Source organism: Bradyrhizobium sp. NDS-1, assembly GCF_032918005.1.
Classification (GTDB): domain Bacteria; phylum Pseudomonadota; class Alphaproteobacteria; order Rhizobiales; family Xanthobacteraceae; genus Bradyrhizobium; species Bradyrhizobium tunisiense.
This window is the reverse complement of the sequence record NZ_CP136628.1, coordinates 2635407-2657969: the sequence shown is the minus strand read 5'-3', so window position 1 is coordinate 2657969 and position 22563 is coordinate 2635407. Positions and strand designations below refer to the sequence as shown.

Annotated in this window: 21 protein-coding genes and 1 pseudogene; 9 read left to right on the top strand and 13 right to left on the bottom strand. The window is 63.5% G+C overall.

Annotated elements, in window-relative coordinates; genetic code table 11:
- Positions 1-134: 134 nt before the first annotated feature.
- Genes RX330_RS12395 through RX330_RS12375 form a run of 5 tightly spaced genes read left to right on the top strand, consistent with a single transcriptional unit; the run spans position 135 to position 5856 of the window.
- Positions 135-932, top strand: a complete 798-nt coding sequence (locus tag RX330_RS12395) for an alpha/beta fold hydrolase (RefSeq protein WP_317243197.1) — start codon at positions 135-137, stop codon at positions 930-932.
- Between the two features lie 12 nt (positions 933-944).
- Positions 945-2234 (top strand): acyl-CoA dehydrogenase family protein, encoded by a 1290-nt coding sequence (locus RX330_RS12390; protein ID WP_317243196.1) that lies wholly within the window; start codon positions 945-947, stop codon positions 2232-2234.
- A 2-nt stretch (positions 2235-2236) separates the two neighbouring features.
- Positions 2237-3772, top strand: a complete 1536-nt coding sequence (locus RX330_RS12385; RefSeq protein ID WP_317243195.1) for a class I adenylate-forming enzyme family protein — start codon at positions 2237-2239, stop codon at positions 3770-3772.
- The gene (locus RX330_RS12380) at positions 3769-4857 is read left to right on the top strand and encodes an NAD/NADP-dependent octopine/nopaline dehydrogenase family protein (RefSeq protein ID WP_317243194.1); all 1089 of its coding nucleotides are present in this window, start codon (positions 3769-3771) and stop codon (positions 4855-4857) included. The genes RX330_RS12385 and RX330_RS12380 overlap by 4 nt, the downstream gene beginning before the upstream one ends.
- Positions 4858-4860: 3 nt before the next feature.
- Positions 4861-5856, top strand: a complete 996-nt coding sequence (locus RX330_RS12375; protein WP_317243193.1) for a 3-hydroxybutyryl-CoA dehydrogenase — start codon at positions 4861-4863, stop codon at positions 5854-5856.
- On the opposite strand, the gene RX330_RS12370 is transcribed toward RX330_RS12375, so the two are convergent.
- The 6 genes from RX330_RS12370 to RX330_RS12345 all read right to left on the bottom strand — a co-directional run bounded on the left by RX330_RS12370 (position 5853) and on the right by RX330_RS12345 (position 12209).
- Entirely contained in the window at positions 5853-6899 is a 1047-nt protein-coding gene (locus RX330_RS12370; RefSeq protein WP_317243192.1) for a peptidase M29, read from the bottom strand. The genes RX330_RS12375 and RX330_RS12370 overlap by 4 nt on opposite strands.
- Positions 6900-6937: 38 nt before the next feature.
- Positions 6938-7705, bottom strand: coding sequence for an ABC transporter permease (locus RX330_RS12365; RefSeq protein WP_317243191.1), 768 nt, complete (start codon positions 7703-7705; stop codon positions 6938-6940).
- Complete coding sequence (locus tag RX330_RS12360; RefSeq protein ID WP_317243190.1) at positions 7702-8487, bottom strand: ABC transporter permease; 786 nt, start codon at positions 8485-8487, stop codon at positions 7702-7704. Before RX330_RS12360 ends, RX330_RS12365 begins: the two co-directional genes overlap by 4 nt.
- Positions 8484-9329: an ABC transporter ATP-binding protein gene (locus tag RX330_RS12355; RefSeq protein WP_212090872.1), complete on the bottom strand. Its 846-nt coding sequence runs from the start codon at positions 9327-9329 to the stop codon at positions 8484-8486. Before RX330_RS12355 ends, RX330_RS12360 begins: the two co-directional genes overlap by 4 nt.
- Before the next feature lie 123 nt (positions 9330-9452).
- Positions 9453-11147 carry a dihydroxy-acid dehydratase gene (gene ilvD, locus RX330_RS12350; protein ID WP_317243189.1) on the bottom strand — a complete coding sequence of 565 codons (1695 nt, stop codon included), beginning with the start codon at positions 11145-11147 and terminating at the stop codon, positions 9453-9455.
- Positions 11148-11225: 78 nt separating this feature from the next.
- On the bottom strand, positions 11226-12209 hold the full coding sequence (locus RX330_RS12345) for an ABC transporter substrate-binding protein (RefSeq protein ID WP_212090865.1): 984 nt from the start codon (positions 12207-12209) through the stop codon (positions 11226-11228).
- A gap of 165 nt (positions 12210-12374) precedes the next feature.
- Between RX330_RS12345 and RX330_RS12340 the strand changes: the two genes are divergently transcribed.
- Entirely contained in the window at positions 12375-13283 is a 909-nt protein-coding gene (locus tag RX330_RS12340) for an NAD(P)-dependent oxidoreductase (protein ID WP_317243188.1), read from the top strand.
- 22 nt (positions 13284-13305) lie between these two features.
- Here RX330_RS12340 and RX330_RS12335 read toward each other — a convergent pair whose 3' ends face one another.
- The 6 genes and pseudogenes from RX330_RS12335 to RX330_RS12310 form a co-directional block, all read right to left on the bottom strand.
- Complete coding sequence (locus RX330_RS12335) at positions 13306-13869, bottom strand: flavin reductase family protein (RefSeq protein ID WP_212090859.1); 564 nt, start codon at positions 13867-13869, stop codon at positions 13306-13308.
- A 9-nt stretch (positions 13870-13878) separates the two neighbouring features.
- Positions 13879-15084, bottom strand: a complete 1206-nt coding sequence (locus RX330_RS12330; RefSeq protein WP_375848866.1) for an acyl-CoA dehydrogenase family protein — start codon at positions 15082-15084, stop codon at positions 13879-13881.
- Positions 15085-15237: 153 nt separating this feature from the next.
- Complete coding sequence (locus RX330_RS12325; RefSeq protein ID WP_317243186.1) at positions 15238-16506, bottom strand: CaiB/BaiF CoA transferase family protein; 1269 nt, start codon at positions 16504-16506, stop codon at positions 15238-15240.
- Between the two features lie 244 nt (positions 16507-16750).
- On the bottom strand, positions 16751-17179 hold the full coding sequence (locus RX330_RS12320) for a GNAT family N-acetyltransferase (RefSeq protein WP_317243185.1): 429 nt from the start codon (positions 17177-17179) through the stop codon (positions 16751-16753).
- A gap of 53 nt (positions 17180-17232) precedes the next feature.
- Entirely contained in the window at positions 17233-17532 is a 300-nt protein-coding gene (locus tag RX330_RS12315; protein WP_317243184.1) for a hypothetical protein, read from the bottom strand.
- Positions 17529-17723, bottom strand: a pseudogene (locus RX330_RS12310) (hypothetical protein); the annotation flags it as partial. The gene RX330_RS12315 and the pseudogene RX330_RS12310, both read right to left, overlap by 4 nt.
- 519 nt (positions 17724-18242) lie before the next feature.
- On the opposite strand from RX330_RS12310, the gene RX330_RS12305 reads away from it, so the two are divergent.
- From RX330_RS12305 to RX330_RS12295, 3 genes are all read left to right on the top strand, one after another.
- Positions 18243-18443: a hypothetical protein gene (locus RX330_RS12305; protein WP_212090723.1), complete on the top strand. Its 201-nt coding sequence runs from the start codon at positions 18243-18245 to the stop codon at positions 18441-18443.
- A gap of 64 nt (positions 18444-18507) precedes the next feature.
- On the top strand, positions 18508-18852 hold the full coding sequence (locus RX330_RS12300) for a response regulator (protein ID WP_212090720.1): 345 nt from the start codon (positions 18508-18510) through the stop codon (positions 18850-18852).
- 222 nt (positions 18853-19074) lie between these two features.
- On the top strand, positions 19075-20607 hold the full coding sequence (locus RX330_RS12295) for an FAD-dependent monooxygenase (RefSeq protein WP_317243183.1): 1533 nt from the start codon (positions 19075-19077) through the stop codon (positions 20605-20607).
- Between the two features lie 154 nt (positions 20608-20761).
- Here the strand turns inward: RX330_RS12295 and RX330_RS12290 are convergent, their stop codons facing one another.
- Positions 20762-22381, bottom strand: coding sequence for an AHH domain-containing protein (locus tag RX330_RS12290; RefSeq protein WP_317243182.1), 1620 nt, complete (start codon positions 22379-22381; stop codon positions 20762-20764).
- Positions 22382-22563: the final 182 nt, after the last annotated feature.

Below are 22563 nucleotides of genomic sequence, written 5' to 3'. Positions count from 1 at the left end.
TCACGAATGCCGCGACACGAGAGGGCGCGGCCCGGAAATTGCTTTAAGTATAAAATTATCACTTCCCATCCCCCACAGGCCTGTTAGCATCAAAGGGCCGAGCAAAAGGATGTCGCGTGTCGCAGCCTGCGCCAATGATAACAAAGGACGGACGCTTCGCCTATGAGGCCGCGGGCGATCCGGACGCGACACCTCTGATCTTCCTGCATGGCATCGGTGGGGCCGCGCGAGCCTGGCGGCGCCAGCTTGCCACATTTGGCGACCGCTTCCGCGCGATCGCTTGGGATATGCCCGGCTATGGCGGATCGGCGCCGCTCGCCAGCGTCAGCATCGCTGCCCTGGCGCAGGCGCTCCAGCAATTCATCGAACAGCTCGGTGCAACCAGACCCATTCTGGTCGGTCACTCGATCGGCGGCATGATCGTCCAGAAATGGCTGGTGCAATCGCCAAAACTGGCGCGCGCGGTCGTGCTGGCGCAGACCAGTCCTGCCTTCGGCAAGGCCGACGGCGACTGGCAGAAATCGTTCATCGCGGCGCGGCTCGGGCCGCTCGACCGCGGAGAGACGATGAAATCGCTGGCGCCCTCGCTGGTGAAAGAGCTCGTCGGCGACGATCCCGATCCGGCCGGGATGGAGTTTGCACGCGAATGCATGGGAACTGTGCCGGAGGCGAGCTATCGCGCCATGATGCTGGCTCTCATCGGCTTCGATCAGCGCAGTACGCTTGGGGATATCTCCGTCCCGACGCTGCTGCTGTCCGGCTCCAGGGACAACAATGCGCCGGCACCGATGATGGCAAAGACGGCGACTTACATTCCCTTGGCCGAATATGTCGAGCTTCCCGGCGTCGGCCATCTCGCCAATCTCGAACGCCCCGATGCCTTCGACGAGGCGCTTGGCAAGTTCCTGAACTCTCTCGCGACCAAAGCGTAAGGTGACTGCGCAATGACGATGCAAGTCAGCAAGACAATCGGAGCCACCGGCAAGGTCGCACTGGATGCACCGATCTTCGATCCGGTCGCATTCCGCCTGAGCGACGAGCAGGCCAGCATCATTGCGCGCGCCCGCGAGATCGGCCAGAGCGTGTTCGCGGCGCGCGCCGCGACCTACGATCGCGAAGCGACTTTTCCCACCGAGAATTATCGCGACCTGCACCGCGTCGGCCTGCTCGGCATCGCCGTTCCAAAGAAGCACGGCGGGCTCGGCGCGGACTACCAGACTTACGCGTTAGCGGCCGCCGAGATCGGCCGCTATTGCGGTGCGACCGCGCTGACCTGGAACATGCATGTCTGCTCGACACTGTGGTCGGGGCCCCTCGCCGACGACCTCGACATGGATGCCGAGACCCGCGCGGAGCACGAGCGGCGTCGTGCGGTTCACTACAAACGCATCGTCGATGACGGCGCGATCTATTCGCAGCCTTTCTCGGAGGGTGGTGCGGCCGCCGCCGGCGGCGTCGCATTTGGCACGGAAGCAAAACCCGTGAAAGGCGGCTGGATCGTCAACGGCAAGAAGATCTTTGCATCGCTCTCCGGCCACGCCGACTATTACGGCGTGCTCTGCACCGAGATCGAGGAAGGTGAGAAGGCATCGCGCCGCAACACGCTATATCTGGCCATCTCTGCTAAATCGGATGGCGTCTCGGTCGTCGGCGACTGGGATCCGCTCGGCATGCGCGGTACTGTTTCGCGGACGCTCCTGTTCAAGGACGTGTTCGTGCCGGAGGATTCCGCGTTGATGCCGCGCGGCGTCTATTTCCAGGCTGCGATGCGCTGGCCGCACATGTTCCTGACGTTGTCGCCGACCTATATGGGCCTGGCTCAAGCCGCCTATGATTTCACCGTCCGCTACTTGCGCGGCGAAGTGCCGGGCATGCCGCCGGTCAAGCGCCGGATGTACCCGACCAAGCAGATCGCGGTCGCGCAGATGCAGATCAAGCTCGAACAGATCAAGGGGATCTGGTTCCAGGCTGTCACCGAAGCATGCGCCAACCCGAGCAAGGAGCAGGTTCTGCGGGCCTACGCCGCGCAATATTCGGTGATGGAAGGCGCCAATGAGCTCGCCGCGCTCGCGATCCGCACCTGCGGAGGCCAGGCCATGCTTCGCTCGCTGCCACTGGAGCGGATCTATCGCGACAGCCGTTGTGGCTCGCTGATGCTGCCCTGGACCGCCGAACTGTGCCTCGACCGGATCGGACGCGAGGCGCTCTACGAAGCTGGCGAGACGGACGACTGACCGTGGACCTTTGCAGTCTAATCGACCGCAACGCGGCGTTCGCGCCGGACAAGACGGCCATTGTCTTTGAAGGCGAACGGCTGAGCTATGCGGCTTTTGCCGCGCGGATCGAGCGGACCGCGACGGCATTGAAGCAGCAGCTCGGCGTTGGCCGCGGCGACCGCGTCGCCATCCTCAGTCTGAACCGACCGGACTACCTGGTCCTGCTTTATGCCTGCGCGCGGCTTGGCGCGATGCTGGTGCCGCTGAACTGGCGCCTTGCAGTCGCCGAGCAACTCTTCATTCTCGCTGACGCCGGCGCCAAGGTGCTGGTGCTCGAGCAAGCCTTTGAAGGCGTTCTTTCCGAGCTTGGGCAGACCGCGCCGGGTACGGCCATCGTCGGCCTCGACTTCGCGCCGCCTCGCGGCACGACCTTCGAAAGCCTGCTGGCGCGCAGCGACGGCACCGGCCGGAATCCGCACGCCGATCTCTCCTGCCCGCTGCTCATCGTCTACACATCGGGAACAACAGGGCGGCCGAAAGGCGCGGTACTGCGCCAGGAGGCACTGTTCTGGAATGGTGTCATGAGCCAGCACATGCACAATATGACGTCCGACGACCAGGTGCTGACCGTCCTGCCATTCTTCCACGTCGGCGGCCTCAATATCCAGACGACGCCGGCCCTGCAGTTGGGCGCGACCGTCACCGTCCATGCGCGCTTCACACCGGAGACCACGCTTGCCGCCATCGAACAGGAACGGCCGACGCTCACGGTGATGGTGCCTGCGATCATCCAGGCCGTGAGCGAGCATCCCGCCTGGGCTGCTGCGGATCTTTCGTCCCTCAAGGCCGTCGCCACCGGCTCGACCATTGTGCCTCCGCACCTGATCGAACGTTTCGTCGCGCGCGACGTCCCCGTGCTTCAGGTTTACGGCTCGACCGAAACCTGCCCGATCGCCATCTACACGCGGCTTGGCGGCGACCTTTCGCGCGCGGGATCGACCGGACTTGCCGGCTTGTGCTGCGAAGCGAAGGTGATCGATCATTCCGGTGGCGAGATGCCTGCAGGCACGCCGGGCGAGATTGCGGTGCGCGGACCCAACGTGTTCTTCGAATATTGGGGCAACGAGGCCGCAACGCGCGAGGTGTTGCACGACGGCTGGTATCGCACCGGCGACATCGGCCTGTGCGACGCCGACGGCTATTTCTGGGTGCGCGACCGCAAGAAGAACATGATCATTTCAGGCGGAGAGAACGTCTACCCGGCGGAGGTCGAGCGCGTCCTGCTCGAACACCCTGATGTCAGCGAATGCGCCGTGATCGGCCGGCCCGACCCGCGCTGGGACGAGGTGCCGATCGCCTATGTCATCCCAAGGTCCGGCTGCCGACCCGAGGCGGAGCAGTTGCGAGCTCATCTCCAGGCGCAACTGGCCCGCTACAAGGTGCCGCGCGACATCGTCTTCGTCACTGACCTGCCGCGCACGGCGCTGGGCAAGGTCCAGCATTTCCTGCTGAAGCAGCTCGATGCGCAGTCCCGCGCGCAAGGAGAAGCATCTTGAAGATTGCGGTTCTGGGTGGGGGAAACGGCTCGTTCGCGGCCGCAGGCGATTTTGCGCTGTCGGGGCATGAGGTGCGGCTTTGGCGCCGCGACGCCGATCAGGTCGCAGCGCATCGCGCCGCCGGCTCGCGCATACTGGTGAGGGATCACAACGGCCGCCACGACGTGACGCTCGGGCTGGTCACGACCGATATCGCCGAGGCCGTCGATGGCACAGAGCTGATCCTGTGCCCCGCTCCTGCCTTCGCGCAGGCAGATATCGCTCGCCTGCTCGCCCCGCATCTGCGGGACGGTCAGGTCGTCTTCTTGCCGCCGGCGACATTCGGTTCGATGGTCTTCGCGCAAGCTGCACGGGATGCCGGGAACCATGCCAAGGCGAGCTTTGCCGAAACCGGCACATTGCCGTGGCTCACCCGCAAGCACGGACCGTTCGAGGTTGCGATCACCATCCGCGCCAAGCGGCTTCCGGTCGGTGTGTTTCCGCTCGACCACGCGCCACGCGCGCTCGAGGTGGTCGGACGTGCTTTCCCCGATGCGATCGAGCCGTGCGGAGACGCGCTGTCCGGAGCGCTGATGAATGCAGGACCGATCATCCATCCGCCATTGATCGTGATGAACGCCGGTCCGATCGAACATTTCGAGCGCTGGGACATTCACAAGGAAGGCACGCAAGCGGCGATCCGGCGGGTCACCGACGCGCTTGACGCGGAGCGCATCGCGGTGCGCGAAGCACTCGGCTACAGCGCGCCACATTTCCCGCTCGCCCATCATTACGCGAAGGAAGGCGAGATCTGGATGTATGGCCGCGGCTCACACGACCGGCTGACCGAATCCGGCGACTGGCGCGAGCGAATTGTGCTGACCGAGCACCGCTACATGCGCGAAGACCTGCGGCTTGGGTTGTCTCTGCTGGTGTCCGTCGCCGGCCTGGCTGGCGTGGCCACGCCGCTGGCCAGAGCGTTCCTGTCGATCGGCGGCGCGGTCTGCGGCGAGGATTTTGCGCAAGGCGGCCGAACGCTGAAGACGCTGGGGCTCGACAATCTCAGCAAAGCTGAATTGCAGACGCTGCTCCGCAATGGATTCTGATCGATGACCCATCGTATCAATATCGCCTGTCTCGGGGCTGGCCGCATGGGGCGCGGCATCGCCGTCGCGTTCGCCTATGCCGGGCACAAGGTCACTATGATCGACGTCAAGGCGCGCTCCGCGGAGGAGTTCTCCAAGCTGGAGGCGGACGCGCTGGGCGAAATCGGCAAGACCTTTGCCAGCCTGTCGAAGCTGGGACTGCTGACGGAAGCGGACGTTGATCCGCTCATTGCACGGGTCTCGGTGGTATCGGCCGGAGAAAGCGGCGAAGCGCTAGCCGGCGCCGGGATCGTCTTCGAGGGCGTTCCCGAAGTCGTCGAGCTCAAGCGAGAGGTACTGGGGGCGGCTTCGAAGCAAGTCGGACCTGAAACGATCATCGCCTCGACGACATCTACCATCCTGGTCGACGATCTCTCAGGCGCGATCGTCAACCCGCGCCGCTTCCTCAATGTGCATTGGCTCAACCCGGCCTATCTGATCCCGCTGGTCGAAGTCTCGCCCGGCAAAGCCACCGATCCCGCCATCGTCGGCGAGGTCAAGAGGCTGCTCGAAGGTATCGGCAAGATGCCGGTGGTCTGCGCGGCGACGCCAGGCTTCATCGTTCCGCGCATCCAGGCGCTGGCGATGAACGAAGCGGCCCGCATGGTCGAGGAAGGCGTCGCCAGCGCGGAGGAGATCGACAAGGCGATCCGCTACGGCTTTGGCTTCCGGTACGCTGTGCTCGGTCTGCTCGAGTTCATCGATTGGGGTGGCGGCGATATCCTGTACTACGCCAGTCGTTATCTCGAGGGCGCGCTTGGCAGCAACCGCTATCGGGCCCCCGATGTTATTTCCCGCAATATGCATGAGGGCCGGATCGGCCTGCGCACGGGCGCCGGATTCCTGGATTACTCAGGGATGGACGTCGACGCCTATCGCGCAAAGCGGCTGCAGGCCATGGTCGACCTGCTTCGTCACTTCGATTTGGCGCGGCCTCCGGTGCTCGACCGCAACGACTAGCCGAAGACGTCCTGGAGCACGCCTTCCCGAACCACGGCAACGCCATCGAGCTCGATCGTCGTGCCCATCATCGGCAGATCGAAATGCCCCGCCGTGTAGCGGCCGGCGAACTCGTTCGCGCCGGTAGAGAACAGGAAATTGCCGGAGACGGCTCGGATCTCGGTGCCATTGGTGTCGCGCTGGTCGTACATCGAGAGCGCTTCATAGCGCGCACCGGGGTTCATGCCGAAGCCGACATGCGACACCGCATAGGCTTCGCGGTCGCCCCAAGCGCCGAGATAGGCGCGCATCATGGCGGCATCCGTGCCCTCGCCTTCCAGCTCGACGACATAGTCGTCCTTCAACGTCATCTTCACAGGTGAGGTCAGGTAGCGCTTGAACGTGAGATTGATGTCCCCGGGCGCCATCACCAAGGTGCCGTTGATGGTCCCGCTCTTGGGGAAGCTGACGACGATGCCACCGGGCCAATGCGCCAGCGTGCCGGGTTTGTCGGTCCAGCCCCACACGCCGACAGTGGACGCGCCGACCATGTCGACATCGAGCGCGGTCCCGGCCTTCGAGGTCACCCGCATCCGCCTCGTCCCACGCAGCATCTTCGCCGCGGCCCGAACGCGCTTCTCGAGCGCAGGATCCGGCACCATTCGCTCCAGGGCTTCGGGATGCTCGTTGGAGATCACCAGTATCCGTGCGCCGGCCTTCAATATCTCGGGCGTCTCCACCGCGTGCATCAGGCCTTCGATGGTGCAATCCACTACGAAGCCTGCCTGCTGAAGTGCGGTGATAACCGGACCAAGCTTCTGGATCGCCTCGCTCGCCCCTGTCGAACGAACTGGAACGATATTCCGGTTACGCGGTGTCGGCATCACCACATGAAACGGCCGCGCACCCATCCGCAGCAGCGCCAGTTCTGCCAGATGCACATTCAGCGCGCGCGACTGGGTCTCCGAGAGGATCGCGGCGGTATCCCCGGCCTTCACGGCGCAACGTTCAAAGATCTCGCAGAATGCGTCAATCCATTTTGCCTCGATGCGATCAGCCAGCATGGTTCACTCCCGGTATCGTCGTTTCTTGTCGAGACGGATCACGCCTCGGGAAAGCCCCGCAAGAGATACGATCGCAAGGCTCCCAGCAGGCCGTTCAGGATCAACCCGAGCAGCGAGATCGTGATCAGCGGCACGAACATGTCGACGGCTTGGAACGTTCGGGCCGCGGTCACGAGCGCGTGCCCCAATCCGTCTGTCGACGTGATCATCTCGGCCAGAAACACCACGATGCACGAAATGACAAGCCCGATCCGGCATCCGGTCAGGATCGATGGCATCGCCGCCGGCAGCACCACCTTGAAGAGGATTGCGTAGCGCGGCGTTCCCGCTGCCATCGCCGACCAGATCAGCTTCTGTTCGACGGTCGACGCCCCGTAGTAGGTGGACAATAGAATGGGAAACAGAGCATCAGCAGCCACCAACGTGATCTTCGACCCGTGGCCGAAGCCGAGCAGCAACAGCAATGCCGGATAGAGCGCGACCTTGGGCAATGGCGCCAATACGCGCACGATCGGCCGAACCACGGCGTTGATCGCCGGATTGGCGGCGGCTGCAATGCCGATACTGACACCCAACACGACCGCAATCGTGAACCCTGCAAACAGCCGGATCAGGGTTGCCGCGATCTCCTGCTGAAACGTCCACGTCACGAGTTGCTGGAGCAGCCGGCCGAAGACGAAACCCGGTGGCGGCAGCAAGACCGCGGGCGCGAAGCCGAATGACACCAGGCCTTGCCACACCGCGACGATCAGCACGATCGGGGCAATCCCGAGAAGGACGTTTGAGGAAAACAGGCGCGACATCATGAGAAGCTCAGCGGCATGTCGAACTGAGGCTCGGACCAGCGCACCAGTCTTGCGCGGATCCGTTCGAAAATCGCATCGAGACAGATTCCCATCGCACCCACGATGATGATCATCGCGAAGACGGTTTCATACTGGCCCATGTCGAGCGCGTTGAACAGGATGTTCCCGGCGCCGGACTGGCGGGCGATCATCTCGCTGGTGATCATCGTGATCAGCGCCAGCACGAGGCCCGTGCGGCACCCGGTCAGGATTTCGGGCAGCGCCGCAGGCAACACGATCCGCACCAGGCGTTGTGCCGTCGAAAGCCCCATCGCAGCGCCCGACCACAGCATCTTCTCTTCGACGGCCTTTGCGCCTTCAAAGCTGTGATAGATCACGGGAAGGCTGACGCCCAGAAAGATCACCAGGGTCTTGGTAACGTCGCCGACTCCCAGCCAGAGCATGATGATCGGCATCAAGGCGGCCTTCGGCACTGGATAGATCACCATCAGGAGCGGATTGAAAAAAGCCGCGACACCCCGGCTGCGTCCCATCAACAGGCCCAGCGGAATCGAAACGAGCACCGCCACCCCAAACCCGATCGCCATGCGGCGAAGCGAGGCCAGGATGTTGATCAGCGATTCCTTATCGCCAAGAATGTCGGGAACCGCTCGGATCGCTTCGATCGCCGTCGGGAAACTGTCGTTCTTCAGCGCAAGCGAGGCGGCCTGCCACACTGCCAGCAAGCCGATGCAGGCCATCACCGGCGCGGCCCGTCTGATCAAGGCGGCCGGCGACGTCATGAGGCAGGCCCGCCTTCCTCGCCTTCATCGAACATTCGCTCGATATCCACGACGTACTTCTGGTAGCGCGGATCGAGCAACAGCTCGTTGCGGCGGCGCGGACGCGGCAGATCGATGTCGATCACCTGCCGGATGCGGCCGGGAGATTTCGACATCATCACGACCTTGTCCGAGAGAAAGACAGCCTCGTCAACCGAGTGAGTGACGAACAGCACCGTCTTGCGATCACGTTCCCAGATATTCAGAAGGTCGTTCTGCAGGCGTGTCCTGGTGTGTGCGTCGAGCGCCCCGAACGGCTCGTCCATCAGCAGCACTTCTGGATGGTAGGCAAGCGTCCGCGCCAGCGCGACGCGCTGCTTCATGCCGCCCGACAATTCCTTGGGATAGAAATTTTCAAAGCCCTTGAGGCCGACCATCTCGATCAAGGTCCGGCTCTGCGCTTCCGCCTCAGTGGCGCGCACACCTTGCTGACGCGGGCCATACATCACATTGCCCAGCACGGTCTTCCAGGGGAATAGGGCAAACTCCTGGAACACCGGTCCGCGATCCGGACCGGGCCCCGTGATCGCATGACCCTTGATCTTTGCCGCGCCGCTGGTCGGGCTGACAAAACCGCCGACGATATAAAGCAGTGTCGACTTGCCGCAACCGGACGGACCGAGGATGGAGACGAAGGCCCCCTCCTCGATCGTCAGCGAGATGTCCGAAAGCGCCACATGATCCTTGCGCGCCGAGGTCTGAAAGACCTGCGAGACGCGGTCGATCTCGATGATCGCAGAAGCCGGCTCGTGTGATGTCACCGGTCTCACCCATTCGCTCGATCTCGCCGGCACTACCGTCATCCCGTCTCTCGCCCCACGCGCGCGAACATTCTTCGACGAACCTGCTGAACGTTCTCCGTCAGCGGCACGAGCTTAGCAAGAAACCTGCCAGACAGGCGGCCATTTTCGCACCCGTGCGGTGCGTCATTCGAACCACGGCCATTCTGCCGGGCCTTCATGCGTCACGGCTCCGCCTGGCGCTTGCCCAACCAGCCGCGCATATTTTGCAAGAGCGCCTGCACGGTGACGCGGCGGACGCGGCTTCCAATCTCGCCGCCGCGTGGTGAGTTCCTGCTCGTCGAGCAGCACATCCATCCGTCGGTTTGCGGCATCGATCCGGATCCTGTCACCGTCGCGAACGAGCGCGAGCGGACCACCGACGAAGGCTTCGGGGGCCACGTAGCCGATGCACATACCGCGGGTCGCGCCGGAGAACCGGCCATCGGTGATCAGCGCCACCTTCTCGCCCATGCCCTGCCCGTAGATCAGCGCGGTGACACCGAGCATCTCGCGCATGCCGGGGCCACCGACCGGCCCTTCGTTTCGGATCACAAGCACCTCGCCTGCCTTGTAGCTGCGATCCCGAACAGCTTTGACGCAGCCTTCCTCATCTTCGAACACGCGCGCCACGCCTTCGAAGAACTGGCTCTTCAAGCCTGCGACCTTGATCACCGCACCATCGGGGCAGAGATTTCCCTTCAGCACCGCCACGCCGCCGTCAGGCATGATCGGCGCGGCAGACGCGTAAACCACCTCGCCGTCCGGCGCGTTGGCTGCACCGTACTCTTCAGCAAGCGAGCGCCCTGTGATGGTGATGCAGCTGCCGTCGATGTGACCGCTCCGAATCAGCTCGCGGATCACCACGGCGGCCCCGCCGATGTCGTAGACATCCTTCGCCGTGTATTTTCCCCCGGGGCGCAGATTTCCGATCAGCGGTGTCCTGGCAAAGACCTCGCCCACATCGTCGATCCCGAATACAATGCCGGCCTCGTTCGCGATCGCCGGCAGATGCAGAGCGGCATTGGTCGAGCCTCCGGTCGCAGCAACGATCGCCGCGCCGTTCTCCAGGGACTTCCGCGTCACGATGTCGCGCGGCAGCGGCCCGCCACGCTCCAGCATCTCCATGATCAGGCGGCCGGCCCGTCGCGAGATCTGTGCGCGTTCGGCATAGACACCGGGCACCATCGAGACGTTGGGAATGGTCAGCCCCATCGCCTCCGAGACCATTCCCATGGTGTTGGCGGTGAACTGACCGGCGCACGCGCCGATCGTCGGCAGGCAGGCACGCTCGATCCGCTCGAGCGTGGCGCCGTCGATCTCACCGGTCATGAAGCTGCCGACAGCCTCATAGGAGTCGAGCACCGTCAGCGTACGCCCATCCGCGCGGCCCGGAAGCGAGCTGCCGCCATAGATGAAGATGGAGGGTACGTTGCAACGAACCATGCCCATCATCACGCCAGGAAGGGTCTTGTCGCATCCGCCGTATCCGATCAGCGCGTCGTAGGCCAGACCATGGACGACGGCCTCGATCGAGTCGGCGATCAGTTCGCGCGAAAACAGCGAGAACTTCATTCCCTCGTGATTCATGCTGATGCCGTCGGAAACCGACACGGTCGAGAATTCGCGCGGCGTGCCGCCGGCCTCCTCAATTCCGGTTTTGGCCGCAGCCACCTGGAAGTCGTGGGTCATGTTGCAGGGCGTCTGCTCGCCCTTCATGCTGACGACGCCCACCATCGGTTTCGCAATCGCGGCGTCGTCGAGCCCCATCGCGCGCATGAATGCACGGTGCGGGGCCCGGTCGAGGCCGTCTGTCGTGACCCGTGATCGCAACTTCATCATGCGTGCATCTTCTTCGTCCCGCGTCCCGGATCATCCGGGACGCCGCGAGCTCCTCGTTCGGATCGCACGATCGCTCGTCTATTCCAGGGGAGCGACGATCGACGGATGCTTGAACTGTGCGACATCCAGTTTCGGCAGCATTCCGGTCTCCGCGTAGATGTCCAGCATCTTCTGAATCGCGGGGAAGTTCGGCGCCGCGCCAGGATCACGGCCGAAATCGTTGTCCTTAAGCAGATAGGTCTCGAGCACCGGGATAGGCGCTTTCAGAACTTCATTGACGACCTTCAAGGTCTCCTCCCGGTTCGCCAACGCCTTCTTCATTCCTGACGTGATGTCGCGGACATAGGCCTTGACCGCTTCAGGGTTCTTGTCGACGAAATCGGCCCGGCAGGCTTCCAGGATATGCACGATGTTCGGCATGGCCTCCGACAGTGAGAACAGTTTTCTCGTGCCGCCCTTCGCCTCCGCGCGTGCGGCAAATGGCTGATTCATGTTGACGGCATCGACGCGGCCCTGGCGCAGCGCATCCTCGGACACCGCAAAGCCGACCTCGACGAGCTTGATATCCTTGGCCGGATCCACACCATTCTGCTTTAGGAGCAGGTTGAACGGACCTTGCGTGCCGCCGCCGATCACGGAAATGCCGACCGTCTTGCCCTTGAGATCGGCGATCGTCTTGATCGGCGAGTCATCCTTGACGGCCCAATAGACCGAGAAACCGCCAGGCTTCTCGAACACGTGCTGCGCCACGATATAGGCTTTGAGGTTGCCGCCCACGACACCATTGGACAGCGACAGCGGCGCCTGCGTTGCGCAGTCGAGCGCGCCGGCCGCCAGGGCCTGCGTCATCGGCGCGGTGCCCTGAAACTGGGTCCATTCGATGTTATAGGTCTTGCCGAGATTGGGAAATTCAGCCGCGCGGCGCATCATCCAGTATTTGGATTCCTCGGCTGGAATCGTCCAGCCGACGCGGATCGTCTGCTGCGCCCATGACGAGGTTGCCCCCGCGCTCACGGCCGCCGCCGCCCCCAAAGCCAGGATCCACTTCGAAACGGTTCGCATCGTGCCCACTCCGCTGCTCCGGCGCCGACCGGCGCCACCTCAACCCGACTGCCTCAAATGTTTCATGGTTCAAACAATCAGGCAAGCCATGCGAGGCCGACGGTTTCGTCGCCCGCCGCGCAATGTATGATAAAGCGGCGCCGCTGCGGCAGAAGGAGGCAACCTATGGCTGATGCGAGCAAGGCAAACCCGCAAGGCGCCGAGAGGCTTGGTTATCTTGGCCTGGGGCTGATGGGAACACCGATGACCCGACGCCTGCTCACGGCCGGCTATCAGGTCACTGCCTGGAACCGTTCGGAGGGCAAGGTGGCCGCGCTCATCGAAGCCGGTGCCAAGCGCGCAGCCACGCCGCGCGATCTCCTGGTGAACTCCGATATTGCCTTCATGTGCGTGACCGATGCGGCGGCGGTCGAAGACGTGATCTTCGGGCCCGAGGGGCTGGCAGCGGCATCCGGCGCTGGCAAGCTTGTCGTCGACTTCTCGTCGATACATCCCGACGCCGCACGCGGCCTCGCAAGGCGACTGAAAGACGCCAATGGCGCCGGCTGGATCGATGCACCGGTTTCCGGCGGCACGAAGGGGGCCGAGGAAGGCACGCTTGCAATCATGGCCGGTGGAGAAGCTGCTGACATCGAGAGGGTACGGCCCTACGTGTTGTCCATGGCGCGCAGATTCACCCACATGGGCCCGACCGGCGCCGGCCAGACCACAAAACTCTGCAATCAGGTGATCGTCGGTTGCGCGATGGCCGTTCTCGCGGAAGCCACACGTTTGGCCGCGAACGCGGGAATTGATGCCAATCGCTTGCCCGAAGCCCTCGCCGGCGGCTTTGCAGACTCCATTCCGCTACAGCTTTTCGTGCCGCGGATGGCCCAAGGCATTCACTCGCCACCCCTTGGCCACATTGCAACGATGCTCAAGGATCTCGATACGGTCGTCGACGTCGCACAGGCGACGTCGACGCCTGTGCCAATGGCCTCGCTTGCGGGCCAACTCTTCAGGCTGGCGAAGGCGGCGCGCGGCGCGGAAGCCGACGCGCTGGAAATTTACAAGCTTTCAGCGGCGGAGCGTTAGGCCATCCATCGCCTGAAGCACGCTAAGGGGACTTTTTGCGCTCGTCGTCCGCGAGAAATCGGCCGAACGCCCCTCGCGCGAAGAGCAGCGGCTCGCGCGCGTTGTAGGTATAGGCCTCGACCGCGCCGAGAAAGATCACGTGGTCGCCGCCATAATAGCGATTCACGGAGCGGCATTGGAAGTTGGCGACGCTCTCTGCAAGGACCGGTGCCATGCCGAGGCCCGGCGTCCAGTCCACACCGGTGAACTTGTCATCCGACGATTTCGCGAATTTGCTCGCAAGTGCCTGCTGGGAGGCGCCAAGCACGTTGACCGTGAAATGGCTGGCATTCTGGAAGATGGTCAGGCTCGAGGAATAAACGACAAGGCTCCAGAGAACCAGCGGAGGATTCAGCGACACCGAGGCGAACGAATTGCACGTCAGCCCGTAAGGCTTGCCGTCAGGCGCTGCGGCCGTGATGATCGTCACGCCCGTTGCATAGGTTCCGAGGGCGTTGCGAAAGTCGCGGGGATCGATCTGCGAGTTATCGCTCGCGAACTCGTTGGCGGGGTCGGAAACGCGGGGCTGCTGCGGCAGATCACTCATCAGCCGGCCTCACAGCGTGAGATTCTCGGACGGCAGGCCCAGCGCCACGCGTCCATAATTGGTCCCGGCCGCATCGAAGTTGAATGCGAGATGCGAGTTGATCGCGTGAGCATCGCGGAATTGCCGCTGCAACACACCAGTCGTGAACAGCCCGCGCGCACCGCTCGCGGCAAACAGCATCGAGACCGCGTCCGTGCACAGGTTCACTGAAAAAGACCCATCGCGTCGATATCGGGTCTTTTTTGCCATATCAGGGACGTGACCGCGCCGCGCGTCCTCCATGGCATCCAGGCATGCCGACCGCATGATCAGGCGCGCGGCATCGATCTTCGCCGAGGCTTCTGCGATCTTGATCTGAGTGCTCTGAAAATCGCTCAGCTTGGCGCGGTTGTAGGTCGAAATGCGATGGCGTGCGACCTCCGTATAATCGTCGAGGCACGCCTGCGCATTGCCCAGCGCAACCCCGGAAAGGACGTATGGGAACAGCGAGAATACGGGGAGCGCATACAGCGGATTTGGATTGATCTTGCTTCCCGGCGTCGGGCCGCCCGAGAGATCGCCGACCGCAACCGTCATGTAGTCTGCCACGAAGGCATCCCTGACCTCCACGTCGCAAGACCCCGTCCCGCGCAGTCCCGCGACGTTCCAGGTGTCCAGCACCTTGTAATCGGCTTTTGGCAGCAGAAAGATGCGATACTCGATGCCATCGGCCTCGTCGTCGGAGTAGACCACGCTCGCAAGCATATTCCAGTCGCAGGAGGCTACACCGGAGGAGAACGGCCAGCTGCCGTGCAGCCGGTATCCCCCCTCGACTTTCGTGGCGCGTCCGGCGGGGAAAATGAACGAGGATGCAATTAGCGCATCCGGATCACGGCCCCAGACAAGATCCTGCGCCTTATGCTCGAACATGCCGAGCATCCAGTGATGGCTCGCCAGATTGGCGAGATTCCAGGCGACCGAAGCGTCCGCTTGTCCGAGCAGCTCCGCGCAGTCGACCAGGGCGACATAATCAAGCTCGGCGCCGCCAATCCGCGCCGGTTGGAGCATCCGGAATAGACCACCGTCGTGGAGATCCCTTTCGGTTTCCGACGGCAGATGCCGCAGCTCCTCTGTCCGCGCCGCCCTCTCTCGGAGTCGCGGCAGCAGGGCCCCAGCCTTCGCGATCATTGCCGCATGGGCGTGCTCGCCGGCGTCCGGCCCGGTGGGCTGACCCATGCTCGGCTTTCGACCAGGCGCCATTCGTGTCCCTCGCTTTCCTGCATTTATGCGGCCGCCCCATCGCCAAATCAAGCCAATGCAGATGGCATCACGACGCATCAATTCGCACGCCGGCCGAAGCCGGGTGCCATGAGGGTTGACCGCTCGGGCTTAGACCGGCGCCGAGGGTTTGCCTGAGCCAAAGACACCCTTCCGGCTAAACTCCGCGATCCGACGCTCGTCATACCCGAGCACATTGCGCAAGACATCCTCGGTATGCTCACCTAACAGCGGGGCAGCAACGGGATCGACCGCGCCGGTGAGGCTCATGGAAACTGGCGGCTCGATGTTGGGCACCCATTCCGCAGTACGATGCGGGATCCGGTTCAAGCGCTGGCGCTCGCGGGCTTCGGGTGCGTTGAACCCCTCCTCGACTGTCCGGAGATAGCCGACCGGAATATTGGCCTGCTTCATCTTCGCCATCCAGTTCTCGAGAGTATCGCCGGCAAAGACCTCCGCGATGGCTGCGCGCAGGAGCTCCTTGTTCTCGGAACGGTCCTTGCGCGTGGCAAACTGCGGACCGGTGATGAGATCTGGCCGGTTGAACACCTCGACCACGAGCCGGCGATAGAGCCGGTCGTTGGCGCAGGCCATATAGAGCGGCCCATCGGAGGCCTCGTAGACGCCGACAGTCGGAGAGCCGCTGGGCGAATTGCCGAACCGGCCGGGGTTCTCGCCGCTCATGAGATAGGCCATGCCGTAGAAGCCGGTCATCCCCATTGCGACGTCGAACAAGGCGACTTCGACCTGTTGCCCGCGGCCGAGCCGGTCCCGGGCCAGCAGCGCCATCAGGATGGCGTTGCACGCAGACATCCCCGTTGCCATGTCCACGATCGGCGGGCCGGTACGAACCGCCGGGCCGTCGGCAAATCCATTGAGCGACATGAAGCCGCTCTCTGCCTGCGTGATGGGATCGAAGCCGGGGCGCGAGGCGAACGGTCCGGAGCGCCCGTAGGCGGAGATCGAGCAATAGACCAGCCGAGGATTGAGCGGCGCGACCGTCTCATAGTCGAGCCCGAACTTCTTCATGACCCCGCTTGAAAAGTTCTCCACGACCACATCCGCCTTGCCGATCAGATCCAGCGCGATCTCGCGGGCTTCGGGCACCGTAAGATCGAGCGCAATGCCACGCTTGTTGCGGTTCAGGCTGAGATAGGCGGCGCTTTCGCCGCCGATTTCAGCGTGCTCATAGGCGCGCGTATCGTCGCCGCCGTCGGGGTTCTCGATCTTGATGACGTGCGCGCCGAAGTCGGCGAGTGTCTGCGTGCAGGCCGGGCCGGCGACGACACGCGTGAAATCGACGACCAGCAGACCATCGAGCGCAGTCAGGCCTCCGGTCGCCCGCGGCGAACGTTCCGGCAATTGAGGTCTGTTGGGCATCGATAGCGCTCCCTTACATCGGCTTATGGCCGCCGAATTTCCTGCAGGAGCAGACTTAAAGCCCGGCGCCGCCAACTTCGCAAGTGCCTCGCTCGCTTCACTCCAAACGCAGAAACGGCCCGGCAGCCGTCAAGCTGCCGGGCCGTTAGACATTTCCGGGCGTACGGAAGCTACGCGCGGCTCGCGCAGCCACTCTGGTATGAGAGAGTCGCGTTCCGCGTCACGGGAAGCCCGCTCCAATTGCTCAGCGCAGCCACTTCCGCCAGTAAAGCGTATGCGACCAGCCCCAGGGCGTCTCGGGCTCGTGCAGCCGATAACCCGCACGGATGAAATTGTTGGCAGATACCGGATTGTCCGTCGTATCGGAGACGATGCTGTCCCATCCGAGGCGCCGCGCTCGCACTTCGATCGCCCGCATCAACCTGAGTTGAAGTCCCCGCCCCCAGTGCCGCTGCAAGACCCCGACGCGGCAGAAATATCCGCTGTTCCGCGCATGCGTCGAGGGCACGACGCCTGCGAAGGCAACCGCGTCATCGCCGTGGTAGGCGATCCACCACGTCCCCAAATCGAATTGCGGCATTGAGGCCCCATGGAAGAATGTCAGCCGATGCAAATCACCGAGCATCTCGGCGGCTTCGTCATCGTCCGCATCGACGGCTCGAATTCTGTACATCGGGTAACCTGTTGGCGAGGTAATGCTGCGACGGCGATTCCGTGGCGTCGAGGTCACTTGCCCAGCACGACTTTGACACCGAGCCAGACCGCCCCCATCAGGCCGGTCGCAATCACCGTGATCACGGCCTTGAAGGTGTAGCTCTGGGCCTGTTCCACACTCTTTCGCCAGCGCCGCAGGTGCTGGAAATCAGCTCTGAGCTCTTTCCGGTCATCGTCTTCGATCCCGAACGAGGCCAGGACTGATGCCACCGCTTTCAATACGATGGCATCGACGCTCTCCTGCTGAATTCTTTGTTGCTCGGCCAGCGTCTGCGCGACAATCGCTCGAATTTCTTCGTCCTGAATTTTCACCGCTTGATGATCCTCGCAACGTTCTCGAAACCGCGCTTGGCGAAGTAGAAGGAGACGACCAGATTGGCCGTGATCGCCGCAAATCCCGCCAGAGCGTCCGTCGAGCCAAATCCAAGCACCTCGTCCCAGACCAGGAGCTTTGCGAAGTAGATCGCCACGCAATAGCCCATCAGCTTGTCCGGCTCGTAAGCGCGAGCGAAATCAGATAGACGGTCATCATCCCTCCATGCGAAGAAAATGCGCGGCAGATCGCGCCAGGCGAGGCGCGATCGTTTCGGGCGCGAACCCTATCTCCGTGTCGTCCGGAGACCGCAGCGGCGCGGGCCATCGGCCCATGCGCCGCGGGCCGGCACGTTCGCGCGTGCACGGCCGGCAATGGTTCGGACGGCGGGCGCGCCGATCGGCGCTCCAGGTTTGACGAGTGCGTGGCCGCAATGCGCCGCCGCCGTCCGATTCTGAAATCGAGACGAAAAAACCCGCGGCGGATGACGTCCGCGCGGGTGAACCAAACTCGTCTCGATGATGTCATCATGCCGATGTTTTGCCCGGCGTGTCAAAGCCTCTTTCGGAAATGAAGCAGCCCGCTGCAGATTGCTCCGCGCGGGCTGAACCAAACCTCTTTCGATGATGCCATTCTGCCAGTGTTTTGCCCGACGTGTCAAAAGAACTTGCAGGCTCGGTGAACGTTAGCCGATCGGGAGGATCGGCCCATGACACGAGAGACGACGCACCAGCAGGCATCGCGCGGCCTGCCCGCAGACAAGCCGCGCCGCGACGAAAAGCGCGAGATGCAGGATTCGATCATCGAAGAGCCCGGCGAGACCCGGGACAGCGGCCGCAATCTCGAGCACGGCGAGGGCGGCACCATCAGCGTTCCTGAAAAGCCCGGCGATGTGTCGAAGGACGATTAGGCCCGCAGGAACCTACCGGACGAGCGGCGCGTTTACCCCTCTGGTTGCAAGGAATGTCCGCGCGATGAGCCACACTGTCCTGATTGTTGACGACGATCCCGCCGTCCTCGACGTCGTCGTGGACATGCTGGAAGAGCTCGGCTGCGAGGTGGTCAGGGCCCAAAGCGGACCGGACGCACTCGACCGGCTTGAGCAGCACAAGGAGATCTCCATTCTCATCACCGACATCAACATGCCCGGCATGGACGGTCATGAGCTGGCCGAGCTGGCAAGGCGAGTCCGTCCGGAGCTCAAGGTGCTGCAACTCTCCGGTCGCGAGCCCCGGCGCGGCGGCCTGCCGATGATCCGCAAGCCTTTCTCCTTCGAGGAACTCGCCGACGTCATGCAGCGAACCACCGGCATTTGCTGAATCGGCAAAACAAAACCCGCAGCGGGCATCTCCCGCGCGGGCCGAACCAGACTCTGTCGATGATGCCATCATGCCGGTGTGTTGCCCGACGTGTCAACGCGGCCAACGCGAAAAGGGCAAGCCTCTCCTCCCAACTCAATATGTGGTGCGCAACGGGCTTGCTTCAAGTCCCCGCCTCTGCCGTAGAACCCCCGACCCGACACCAAGCCGAGGGGTCACGACATGTCCGTACTGCTTCCCAGTTCCCGTTCGCGCCGCCGCCCGCAGCGAACCCGCGCGGAAAACCCGGCGCGGAACGAGCACGCCGTGGTGATTGCGGGCGGCGGCCCGACCGGGCTGATGCTGGCCGCCGAGCTCGCGCTCGCCGATGTCGACGTGGCCATCGTCGAGCGGCGCCCCGATCAGGCGATGGTCGAGACGCGCGCCGGCGGATTGCACGCGCGCACGATCGAGATCCTCGATCAGCGCGGCGTTGCCGACCGCTTCCTGCGCGAAGGACGGATCGTCCAGCTCGCGGGCTTTGCCTGGACCAGACTCGACATCAGCGACCTCCCCACACGGCACGCTTACGGGCTCGCGCTGCGGCAGGCCCACATCGAGCGCATCCTGGCCGAGTGGGCCATGGAGCTCGGCGTTCCCTTCTATCGCAATCGCGAGGTCACGGGCTTTGCGCGGGACGAGACCGGCGTCGACGTCTCGCTGTCAGGCGGCGAGCGCTTGCGCGCAAATTACCTGGTCGGCTGCGACGGCGGCCGCAGCCTGGTGCGCAAGACCGCGGGCATCGACTTCCCCGGCACCGCGCCGACGCTTCTCAACCTCATGGCCGAGGTCGAGATGCGCGAGGCGCCGGAATTCGGCCTGCGTCACGATGCGCTCGGCTTTCACGGCCTCAGCAAGGCCGAGAGCGGACGCGTGCTGGTCGTCGTGACCGAAGCAAGTCTCGATCGCACCGGTCCGCCCACCCAGCGCGACCTCAGCGAGGCGCTCGTGGCCGTCTACGGCACCGATTTCGGCCTGCACGATCCGGCCTGGATCTCCCGCTTCACCGATGCGGCGCGCCAGGCCGTGTCCTATCGCAGCGGTCGCGTGCTGCTCGCCGGCGACGCCGCGCATATCCATCACTCCGTCGGCGGGCAGGGCCTCAATCTGGGTGTGCAGGACGCCGTCAATCTCGGCTGGAAGCTGGCGCAGGTGGTCAAAGGCGTCTCGCCCGACAGCCTGCTCGACAGCTACCACACGGAGCGCCATCCGGTTGGCGCGCGCGTCCTCAAGAACACCATGGCGCAGATCGCCCTGCTCCGCCGCGGCGACGAGGGCCGCAAGGCCGCGCGCGAGGCCATCGCCGAGCTGCTCGGCATGGACGAGCCGCGCAAGCGCTTCGGCGCGATGATGAGCGGGCTCGACATCGCCTACGATCTCGGCGAAGGCCACGCGCTGCTCGGCCGGCGCATGCCGGATCTCGATCTGACGATCGAAGGACAGAAGCAAAACCTGTTCACGCTGCTGCATGGCGCACGCGGCGTGCTGGTCAATTTCGGCAAGCGAGCGTCAATCGACCTCACGCCCTGGGCGGACCGCGTCGGTGTTGTCGACGCCGCCTATGACGGCCCATGGGAGCTTCCCGCGATCGGACAGGTCACCGCGCCCGGCGCGGTGCTGGTGCGGCCCGACGGGCATGTGGCCTGGGTGGGAGACGGGAGCCAGGGCGGGTTGGAGGATGCGTTGATCCGGTGGTTTGGATTGGCTGCGGCGTAGCGCGCGAACGTCACATTTCCGCAGAATAAAGAAAGCCCGCGGCTTCCCGCGGGCTCGATCCGAACTCTTTCGATGATGCCACTCTGCCAGTGTTTTGCCCGACGCGTCAAACGGCTCCGATCGCGCACCGCGTACACTACTTCTAGACAAGCCCTCACTCCGGCGGAAGCAACGGCCGTATCCAACGCGAGAACCACTTCTCGGCATCCGTGCCCGGATTGCCCGAACCGTCTACTCCGAAGATCGGTGGCGGAATGAGGTAGCTCGGCTCGTCGGCGAAGGTACCGATCGGCTTGCTCAGCTGCGGTTGCCCGCTGTGAGCAGTCGGAACGGCCCAACTGCCATATCGCTCGTTGAATTCCGTGGACGGCAGATAGGGGACCGGCGCACTCCCGGACGCAAACACGCTGCCCGCGTTGGACTCGTTGACCCGGGCGAGGCGCCGAACGTCTTCGGACGCGATTGATCCTGCAGCGGGCGTAGGGGCCACTTGGGGCAAATGCTCGGCATGCATGGTGGCGCTTGGCGTGCTCGTCCAATTGCCGAAGCGATCTGCGAACGTACCGGTATGTTCTGGCTTGGGAGAATTGTCTTCAACCGGCCATCCGGGCGCAAGCCCAAGAGAACTGCCGCCTGCCCGAGGGGCAGGGCTGCCCGGGGCAAATGGATCGTATGGAGTTGTGCCGGTGGAGAAGACGCCTCCACCGGTTATCCCGGCGCCGCTCTCCGCACCGGAAGCGCGAGCCGGCACGGTCCCTGCGAGCCCCACGGCGCCTAACATTCCTAGCAACGGGAGGAGCTGCGGAGCGACCGCTCCGAGCGCTGCGACTGCTGCGACACCATACAGCGCGTTAGGCGGCGCGGCGGCCGAAGGAGGGTCCGGATCTAGGATCGGGGAGCGCTCGAAAAACGGCAGCGGAGCCCCGCTAGTCGGATCGAACCTGAGAACCAGCGAATCTTGAGGGGCCACCGTCGTGGGAGGTAGCGGCCCAAAGCCTCGCGGATCAGCAGCAGGCAAACCGGGAAGCCCAAAAGTTTGAGGCGGCCCCGGCGTCAATCCTTCCGGTCGATTCAAATCTTCGGGCAAAGGCGGAGTAAAGGGTGGTACCCGCGTATCAATGACTGGAGGAATGAGGCCAGGCTGGTCGGGAACAGGTTCAACAGCTGCGAAGTGCTGCGAAATAGGTGAATCAGTGAGACCCTTCTGTGAGTATCGCGCTATGATCCCTAACTTGTCTGCGAGACTGAGAGTCCCGTCGGGAAGGAGGATGGGAGCACGCAGCGCGCCTCGCCATTGGCTGGCAGCATGAAGTTGATCAACAGTGTCCTGCATCTGCCGAATGCTGTCGCGATTCTCTTCGGCATACGTTTTCCAGTTTGCATGCCAGTCGTCGATATGCCTGTTCGCGCCCTCGGGCGTCATTCCCAAAGGCGTATTGGTGAACAAATGCCCCCTCGCCAGCGCGTGCTTGGCAGCTGCAAGAAAGCTGCTCATCTCGACGTCCAGTTGATCAACAGCAGCCGTATCGCCTTGCTCGGCGGCGGCGAAAGATGGGTGCGACTGGAGCCCCTCGAGAAATTTGCAGAACATCTTGTTATAGCTCGCAAGATGCCCTCCTGTATGAGGGCTTGATCCTAACTCTCGAGCAGCTTCCTGACTTGATGGAAGATCGATCAAATTCTTGATGCCATTAAGATTGAAACGATCGCCCAAGACCTTGAGTGTGAAGTGGCCGGCAAGGCTCTGTGGCAAGATGTGATGGATCTGGAACATGCTAGCCTCTTGCGTTGCGCCAAGGCATGAATCAGCGCGGCCCCAAGACGTCGGTGCCCGCATGCGAGTGGAGGAAACTAGATTTTCGGTCTTGATTACTCGTCCCTGCTATCGGGCGAGGCGGCAGCTGATAACCAGCAATGCCTTCGGGGCGCCATGCAATTGCTCGATGCGAGGCTTCG